General features: G+C 47.3%; 11 protein-coding genes. 9 read left to right on the top strand and 2 right to left on the bottom strand.

From position 1 onward, the window contains the following. The first annotated feature begins 158 nt into the window (after positions 1 to 158). Both ACTHUT_RS10695 and ACTHUT_RS10690 read left to right on the top strand, forming a co-directional pair. Positions 159 to 716, top strand: coding sequence for a UbiX family flavin prenyltransferase (locus ACTHUT_RS10695; RefSeq protein WP_440385967.1), 558 nt, complete (start codon positions 159 to 161; stop codon positions 714 to 716). 54 nt (positions 717 to 770) lie between these two features. Next, complete coding sequence (locus ACTHUT_RS10690) at positions 771 to 1,205, top strand: pyridoxamine 5'-phosphate oxidase family protein (RefSeq protein ID WP_036492087.1); 435 nt, start codon at positions 771 to 773, stop codon at positions 1,203 to 1,205. Between the two features lie 63 nt (positions 1,206 to 1,268). On the opposite strand, the gene ACTHUT_RS10685 is transcribed toward ACTHUT_RS10690, so the two are convergent. Both ACTHUT_RS10685 and ppk2 read right to left on the bottom strand, forming a co-directional pair. Further along, positions 1,269 to 1,517 carry a hypothetical protein gene (locus tag ACTHUT_RS10685; protein ID WP_070824122.1) on the bottom strand — a complete coding sequence of 83 codons (249 nt, stop codon included), beginning with the start codon at positions 1,515 to 1,517 and terminating at the stop codon, positions 1,269 to 1,271. A 113-nt stretch (positions 1,518 to 1,630) separates the two neighbouring features. Continuing rightward, positions 1,631 to 2,560 carry a polyphosphate kinase 2 gene (gene ppk2 / locus ACTHUT_RS10680; protein ID WP_003748092.1) on the bottom strand — a complete coding sequence of 310 codons (930 nt, stop codon included), beginning with the start codon at positions 2,558 to 2,560 and terminating at the stop codon, positions 1,631 to 1,633. A gap of 166 nt (positions 2,561 to 2,726) precedes the next feature. Here ppk2 and ACTHUT_RS10675 point away from each other — a divergent pair, with 166 nt between their 5' ends. From ACTHUT_RS10675 to ACTHUT_RS10645, 7 genes are all read left to right on the top strand, one after another. Then, positions 2,727 to 4,508, top strand: a complete 1,782-nt coding sequence (locus ACTHUT_RS10675; RefSeq protein WP_440385968.1) for a chorismate-binding protein — start codon at positions 2,727 to 2,729, stop codon at positions 4,506 to 4,508. Positions 4,509 to 4,609: 101 nt separating this feature from the next. Then, positions 4,610 to 5,467: a ParB/RepB/Spo0J family partition protein gene (locus tag ACTHUT_RS10670; RefSeq protein ID WP_070849077.1), complete on the top strand. Its 858-nt coding sequence runs from the start codon at positions 4,610 to 4,612 to the stop codon at positions 5,465 to 5,467. A gap of 280 nt (positions 5,468 to 5,747) precedes the next feature. Beyond that, positions 5,748 to 6,101 (top strand): ATP synthase subunit I, encoded by a 354-nt coding sequence (locus ACTHUT_RS10665; RefSeq protein WP_188214028.1) that lies wholly within the window; start codon positions 5,748 to 5,750, stop codon positions 6,099 to 6,101. Then, positions 6,091 to 6,957 carry a F0F1 ATP synthase subunit A gene (atpB, locus tag ACTHUT_RS10660; RefSeq protein ID WP_003748099.1) on the top strand — a complete coding sequence of 289 codons (867 nt, stop codon included), beginning with the start codon at positions 6,091 to 6,093 and terminating at the stop codon, positions 6,955 to 6,957. Before ACTHUT_RS10665 ends, atpB begins: the two co-directional genes overlap by 11 nt. Positions 6,958 to 7,021: 64 nt before the next feature. Beyond that, complete coding sequence (atpE, locus tag ACTHUT_RS10655; RefSeq protein WP_003748101.1) at positions 7,022 to 7,258, top strand: F0F1 ATP synthase subunit C; 237 nt, start codon at positions 7,022 to 7,024, stop codon at positions 7,256 to 7,258. Positions 7,259 to 7,331: 73 nt separating this feature from the next. Then, positions 7,332 to 7,802, top strand: a complete 471-nt coding sequence (locus tag ACTHUT_RS10650; RefSeq protein ID WP_003708446.1) for a F0F1 ATP synthase subunit B — start codon at positions 7,332 to 7,334, stop codon at positions 7,800 to 7,802. A 4-nt stretch (positions 7,803 to 7,806) separates the two neighbouring features. Beyond that, positions 7,807 to 8,340, top strand: coding sequence for a F0F1 ATP synthase subunit delta (locus ACTHUT_RS10645; RefSeq protein WP_440385969.1), 534 nt, complete (start codon positions 7,807 to 7,809; stop codon positions 8,338 to 8,340). The last annotated feature ends 14 nt before the right edge of the window (positions 8,341 to 8,354 follow it).

The following is an 8,354-nucleotide window of genomic DNA, read 5'->3' as shown; positions in this document are numbered from 1 at the left end:
GTAGACACGCTATCTTGAGGGGGTAGTGGCCGTAGGCTGTGCGAGTTCAAATCTCGCTGTCGGCACCACATTAGAAAATCTAACCGCTTTTTAGCGGTTATTTTTTCGTCTTGAGAATCTGCCTTTCCTTTATTTTTAGGCCGAGACAGGGAAATACAATGAAGCGTTTGGTTGTCGGCATCAGCGGTGCCAGCGGTTTTCAGTATGGCGTGAAGGCTTTGCAGCTTTTGCGTGAGCATCAGGTAGAAACGCATTTGGTGGTTTCGCAAGGGGCGGAGATGACCCGCGCTTTGGAAACGGATTACACCAAAGAAGACGTTTATGCTTTGGCGGATGTCGTGCATTCTGTCCGTAATGTCGGCGCAAGTATTGCCAGCGGTTCGTTTTTGACGGACGGAATGTTGATTGCGCCGTGTTCAATGAAAACTTTGGCTTCGGTTGCTCACGGGTTTGCCGATAATTTGCTCAGCCGTGCGGCGGATGTAACGTTGAAAGAGCGGCGCAGGCTGGTGTTGATGGTGCGTGAAGCGCCGTTAAACTTGGCACACATCGACAATATGCGCCGTGTAACAGAGATGGGCGGCATAGTGTTTCCTCCTGTTCCGGCTCTGTATCAGAAGCCCGAATCCATTGATGATATGATTACGCACAGCGTGTCTCATGCTTTGGACTTGTTCAGTATTGTTCAAACCGATGCGCCGCGCTGGCAGGGCTGATGTTTCAGACGGCCTGAAAATAAATTTAATACACTGAGAAAGAGGATAAAAATCATGCAAGCGATTCCTGCCAATATCGTTAAATTCTTGAGCAATCATCATGTCGTCAGTATTGCCGCTGCGGCAGACGGCGAAGTTTGGGCGGCTTGTTGTTTTTATGTGTTTGATGAAGCCAATGCCCGCCTGATTGTGCTGACTTCTTTGAAAACAAAGCATGGCGGACTGATGAGCCGTTCTGCCAAAGTAGCCGGCACCATCGCCGGTCAGCCCGACAGTATCACAAAAATCAGCGGTGTTCAGTTTGCGGCGACTGCCGCTTTGATTGAAGATGAAGCGGATTTGAAAGCGGCGCAGTCTTTATTTTACAAAGCGCATCCTGCCGCCAGGGTGATGAAAAGTGATGTCTGGGCGTTGAATTTGGATAATGTAAAATTCACTGACAATAAATTGGTATTCGCACAAAAAACGTATTGGAATCGTGAGGATTAAGAAAAGGCCGTCTGAAAGATGAAATTTCAGACGGCCTTTAGCTGTATGATTTCGTATTTAATATTATTGCCAAAGTTTTTCAAATTCTGATGGGCTGATGTACTCGCTGTATGATAAATCTAAATCGGTTAATTCCCCATGTAATAAGTTGTCGCGTTCGGAGATGTTTTCGGTATGCCCATCTGCATGTAAATAGATTCGGCGAGTGTTGATGCCGTCAATGTATTCGTCAAACTGCCATACGGGGACAGCATCTAATGTTTCGGTGTTGAAGAATTTGGTATAGATATTTGTTTTGTTGTTAGATGTCATTGCGTAGCCAAATAGTCTGATGACGGTTTTCCATAAAGTAAGTGGATTTTTATTCCGAAAATATCAGAACAAAAATCCACTTAATTGAGTCAATAACTACTCGATCTTAGATTTTAATCGTGTCCGATGTCTACAGTTTTTTCTTTGTAACGTGTGTCGGGAATCAAAACAATTTTATCGTCCACTTTGCCGATGGCTTTCACGTCTTTGCCCGGATAGTCCAGCTGGTGCAGGAAGTAGCGGATACAATTCAAACGTGCGCGTTTTTTGTCATCGGAGCGGATGATGACCCAAGGCGCGTCACCGGTGTGGGTGTGGAAGAACATGGCGTTTTTGGCTTCGGTGTAGTCGTCCCAGCGGTCGAGTGACTGGATGTCCACGGGGGACAGTTTCCAGTGTTTCAGGGGGTCGTCACGACGGGAGATGAAGCGGCGGAGTTGTTCTTCACGGGATACGGAGAACCAGAATTTGAACAGGTGGATGCCGCTGGCAACAAGCATGCGTTCCAATTCAGGGGTTTGACGCATGAAGAGCAGGTATTCGTTAGGTTCGCAGAAGCCCATGACGCGTTCTACGCCGGCACGGTTGTACCATGAGCGGTCGAAGAATACCATTTCGCCCGCGGTCGGCAGGTTTTGGATGTAGCGTTGGAAATACCATTGGCCGCGTTCGGTAGTGGTCGGTTTTTCCAGTGCGACAACGCGTGCGCCGCGCGGGTTCAAATGTTCCATAAAGCGTTTGATGGTACCGCCTTTACCGGCTGCATCGCGGCCTTCAAACAGGCTGACGATGCGTTGGCCAGAATCTTTAACCCAGCTTTGTACTTTCAATAATTCGATTTGCAGCTTCTGTTTTTCTTTTTCGTAAACAGAACGGCGCATACGTTGTTTGTACGGGTAGTTGGCAGGAAGCGGTGCGCTGCTGGAATCTTCGTCTGAACCGCGTCCTTCGTGTTCCAAAACAGCCTTTTCGAATACTTGCAGCTGGTCTTGTTTCTCGCCCAGTTCAACATTCTCGAATGGTTCTAGTTGGTGGTCTGCCATAAAGTCTCCTTATCGATTAAGTTTTAAATGATATAGTGTGGTATGGTTTGATTCTACCCTTTTATGCCTCGTTCGACTACATAAAATTACATTAGAGTACTTTTTTTGAATTTGTCTGCTAACTTATGTAAAAGCAGCGTATAATCAGCCTATTTGTACAGCAATCATGCCTTATTTCGCCCTGTTTGACGATGCCGTGAGCGGCCGAGCAAAACTCTATCAAAATCATGTAGAAAGCCATCGGTTTTATCATAACGAACTGGATTCGTTAACAAGTATTTTGCAAGCCGGCTGGAAAAAGGGTTTGCATGCAGTGTTGTTTGCAGACTACGAATTCGGATTGCTGCTGATGGATATTCCGTCTGGCCGCAGTGGCAGTCTGCGTTTGCACTGGTTTGCCGATTATTCCGAAATCGATGCCGAAAACTGGCTGGCCAATCATTCAGACGGCCTTGAGGCAGGTATTTCTACTCCCCGATTCTCCGTATCCGAAGCCGATTATCTCGAGCATATCCGTCAAATCCACGAAGCCATCCGCCGCGGCGATACCTATCAAATCAATTACACCGCACGCCTGCACCTGCAAACTTACGGCAATCCGATCCAGCTTTATCGCCGCTTGCGCCAGCCTGTGCCGTATGCCGTTTTGTCTTGTCTGCCCGACGGGGTAGGGCAGGAGGCGTGGACTTTGTGTTTTTCTCCCGAACTTTTCCTCAAAATCGATTTAGACGGCCTGATTACAACCGAGCCGATGAAGGGCACTGCGCCGATTCTTCACGATGGGCAAGATGAACGCCGCGCCGTTGAATTGCAAAACGACCCGAAAAACCGCGCCGAAAATGTGATGATTGTCGACTTGTTGCGCAACGACCTCGGCAAAATCGCGCAGACAGGCAAAGTACGCGTGCCTGAACCGTTTAAAGTTTCCCGTTTCGGCAGTGTTTGGCAGATGACCAGTGCCATCGAAGCGCAGGCGCTGGCTGATGTTTCGGTTGCCGATATTATCCGCGCAGCCTTCCCGTGCGGCAGTATCACCGGCGCACCCAAACGCATGAGTATGCAGATTATTGAGTCCCTTGAATTTGAGCCGCGCGGTTTGTACACAGGCAGCATTGGCTTTTTGCATCCGTGTGATACGGGTTTGGGGTTTGAAGGTGTGTTCAATGTCGTGATCCGTACTTTATCTCTGAAGCCAATTTCAGACGGCCTTTATCAAGGTGTTTATGGTGTGGGTTCGGGGATTGTGATTGATAGCGATCCTGAAGCCGAATATCGCGAGTGCGGTTGGAAGGCGCGTTTTCTCAATGACTTGCGGCCTGATTTCGGTATTTTTGAAACCATGCGCGTGGAAGACAAACAATGCCGTTTGCTTGATTTGCATTTGGGCCGTCTGAACAGCTCGGCGCAAGCACTCAACCTGACTTGGCCTGAAAACGCAATAGAGCAAATCCAACATTATATAGATGCGTTGCCAAATGGGTTGTTTAGAGTCAAAGCCGCCTTGTTTTCAGACGGCCTTGCATTGAGCCATGCGGCTGTTTCTGAATTGGATGGGCAACAATACGTCGTCCTGAGTGAACACACATTAAGCCAACGCGATTATCTGCGCCGTTTCAAAACTACGCGCCGTGAAATTTTTGACCAAGCATGGAAAACGGCAGAAGGGCAGGGTGCATTTGACAGCCTGTTTTTCAATTCAGACGGCCTTTTGTTAGAGGGTGGAAGAAGCAATGTGTTCGTCAAATATCAAGGACAATGGCTCACGCCGTCTTTGGATTTGGATATTTTGAACGGGGTAATGCGCCAAGCGGTATTGAAGCAGCCGCGGCTTTTAGGTGCGGATACAATCAAAGAAACCCACATCTCGCGTTCTATGTTGGAAAATGCGGAAGAAATCCGCTTGAGTAATGCTTTAAGGGGCGTGTTTGCGGTTTCGCTCCGTAAATAAACGGCAAGGGTCAAATCATCGTGATTCAAATTGTCGTAAAGCGGCAATATCCGATAGAATACGTCATTTCAACATTGAGGCCGTCTGAAAGGGAAAACAATATGGCAAAAGCAAAAGGATTGGGACGCGGTTTGGATTCGCTGATATCCAATGCGGTGGACAGCAGCAGTAGCGATCGCCTGACAACGGTTGCCATCGCCGATATTCAGCCCGGCCGCTATCAGGCGCGTGTGCAAATGGATGACGAAGCCTTGCAGGAATTGGCTGACTCCATTAAAGCGCAAGGCATTATCCAGCCGGTTATCGTACGCGAACGTGGTCTGTCTCAATATGAATTGATTGCCGGCGAACGCCGTTGGCGCGCTTCCCAGTTGGCCGGTTTGACCGAAATTCCCGTCGTCATCAAAACCATCAGCGACGAAACCGCGTTGGCCATGGGTTTGATTGAAAACCTGCAACGCGAAAACCTCAATCCGATTGAAGAGGCGCAAGGTTTGAAACGCCTCGCCGACGAATTCGGCCTGACCCACGAAACCATCGCAAAAGCCGTCGGTAAAAGCCGCAGCGCCATTTCCAACAGCCTGCGCCTGTTGAGCCTGCCTGAGCCGGTTCAAGAAATGCTTTACCAACGCCGTCTGGAAATGGGTCATGCCCGTGCGTTGCTGACCTTGCATGTAGTTGACCAATTGGAATTGGCGCAAAAAGCCGTCAAAAACGGCTGGTCGGTGCGCGAGGTAGAGCGCCGCAGCCAATTGGCGCATCAAAAAGCCAAGCCCGAAGCAGCCAAAACCATCAGCCCGGATATCCGCCGCATCAATGATGCATTGACCGAGCATTTGGGCGTTAATGCCGAAGTCAAAACCAGCAATCAGAAAAAAGGCAAAATCGTGCTGCATTTTGATACGCCGGAAACATTCGAATATTTGCTGAAGCAGTTGGGCATCAATCAAGCGTTCTAACGGCTTTATAAACAGAACGGGCCGTCTGAAAAAAGCTTTTCAGACGGCCTCAATTTTTGAAAAAGCGTAGAGCGTATAAATGTTTACAATACAAATCAAAATCTTCTGTAAAATCTATGTAACAACATGTAATTTGTGTTAAACTCCATTCCAGCAAAGATTTGTTTTATATGTGTTAATCATTTATTTATGAAAGGTTCACAAAGATTAACATATTGCTTGACGTTAACAAACTTCTTGATTATATTAGCCTGCCTTGCTTTTTGGGGTGCAAAGTACAATGAATCAGATAGTCCCATTGCAAGTGATTGTATTATTAATAATTTCAGTTGTTTGTGCATTATTCTCCGGATTGCCCGGCTTCCTCTCTGCTTTGGCGGGAGGATTTTCGTACATTGTGCCTACCCTTGTTGCAGTTTTACTTTTAAAGTTTTCCCGACGAAATCCCGATCTGCAAAGTTCGATGTTTATCGGCGGAGAGGTTTTAAAAGTAGTGCTGTCGCTGGTATCTATGTTGGTCGTTTTTGCGATATGGCATCGATCACTGGTATTTTACCCATTTTTATTGGCGTTTCTTGGCGTCAGTCATTTGGTTTTTTTAGTATTGTTGAGAGTAAAACACTATGGCAGGTGAAACTATGACCGCTGCCGACTACATCAAGCACCACTTGCAAAGCTTGACCAGTATGTCGGATGTTACTCAGGGTCAAGGACTGAAAAACATTGCTGATTTTTCGTTCATTAACCTTGATGCAATCTTTTTTGCTGTTCTGTTGGGCGTAATCGGTAGCTTCCTTTTGTGGCGCGGTGCCAAAAAAGCGACGGCCGGTGTTCCCGGTCGTTTCCAAGCGGCTGTTGAAATTCTGTTCGAATTTGTGGACGATATGTGTAAAAGCATTATCCATAACGAACAATCGCGTAAAGCCGTTGCCCCGTTGGGTCTGACCTTGTTTGTCTGGATTCTCTTGATGAATGCCATGGATATGCTGCCGGTTGATTTGCTGCCGATGGCATGGCAAGGCATTACCGGTAATCATCATGCTCTGTTGCGCGTCGTGCCGACAGCTGACTTGAATACGACTTTGGCTCTGGCGATTGGCGTATTGCTGATCTGTATTTACTACAATGTCAAAATCAAAGGCCTTGGCGGTTGGATTCACGAGTTGTTCTGCGCACCTTTCGGTCCGTGGCTTGCTCCAGCCAACTTCCTGCTGAACTTGGTAGAGTTTTTGTCCAAAACCGTATCCCACGGTATGCGGTTGTTTGGTAATATGTATGCCGGCGAGCTGGTGTTCCTGCTGATCGCTTTGTTGGGTGGTGCATGGGCATCAACCGGCAGTGTCGAGACTTTGGATCCAATTTTATTTGTGTTCCACCTGATTGCCGGTTTGGCTTGGGCGATTTTCCACATTTTGGTTATCACCTTGCAGGCATTTATTTTCATGGCGTTGGCGTTCGTATATATCGGACAGGCGCATGATGCACACTAATCAAGTAGTTTTTTCGTAGTTTGTTTTTTGTAGTTTAACCTTTACTATTTTAAGGAGTTTAAAAATGGGTTTGATTGCTATCGCATGTGGTTTGATCGTTGCCTTGGGCGCATTGGGTGCCTCTATCGGTATCGCAATGGTTGGTTCTAAATACTTGGAATCTTCTGCCCGCCAACCTGAGCTGATCGGTCCACTGCAAACCAAACTGTTCTTGATCGCTGGTCTGATCGATGCGGCTTTCTTGATCGGTGTGGCTATTGCCCTGTTGTTCGCCTTCGTTAACCCGTTTGGTGGTGCGTAATCAAGACGGAGCGATCCGTTCAGATACAGGCTTGCCGTCTGTTTGATTAACCCAGATACGAAGGTTAAGTAACGTGAATATTAATGCAACCTTATTTGCGCAAATCCTAGTTTTCTTTGGCTTGGTTTGGTTTACGATGAAATTCGTATGGCCTCCGATTGCCAAAGCATTGGATGAGCGTGCCGCAAAAATCGCCGAGGGCTTGGCTGCCGCCGAGCGTGGTAAGAGCGATTTTGAGCAGGCAGAGAAAAAAGTTGCAGAACTTATGGCCGAAGGGCGTAATCAGGTAACCGAAATGGTTGCCAACGCCGAAAAACGTGCTGCGAAAATTGTAGAAGAAGCCAAAGAGCAAGCTTCTCATGAAGCAGCACGCATTGCAGCCCAAGCAAAAGCTGATGTAGAGCAAGAAGTTAACCGTGCACGCGAAGTGTTGCGTGAACAGGTCGCTTCATTGGCTGTTAAAGGTGCGGAATCTATCCTGCGTAAAGAAGTCGATGCTTCCAAACATGCAGATCTGCTCAGTGCCTTAAAACAGGAGCTGTAATCTTATGGCAGAGTTCGCAACGATTGCCAGACCTTATGCGAAAGCATTGTTTAGTCTGGCTCAGGAAAAAAAACAAATCGAGTCTTGGTTGGGCGAACTGAAAGAACTCGCAGCGGTTGTTCAGGATGAGAAAGTCATTGCTTTCATCGAGCAGCCGGAAACGGGAGCTTCCGAAAAGGCAGAAACGCTCAAAGGTCTTGTCGGTATCAAAAATGTCGAATTGGCAAATTTTATTACCGTTTTGGCCGAGCAAAAGCGTTTGCTGGTATTACCGGAAATTTATGCCCAATATCAAGATTTGACCTTGATACACAACAATACGAAATCGGCAGTAATTTACAGCGCGTATGAGCTCAGTTCTCAGCAGTTGGCCGATGTTACCGATATCCTGACAAAACGCTTCAACAGCAAATTGGATGTGGTAACTAAAGTTGCCCCTGAATTAATCGGCGGCATCAAAGTAGAAGTGGGTGATCAGGTCTTGGATTTGTCCGTACAAGGCAAACTGAATGCTTTGTATGCGACTATGACAAATTAGGAGAGTTTTCATGC

Source organism: Neisseria sp. P0022.S010, from assembly GCF_051956635.1.
Note: the sequence above shows the minus strand (reverse complement) of the source record. Positions and strands in the feature narration are given on the sequence as shown.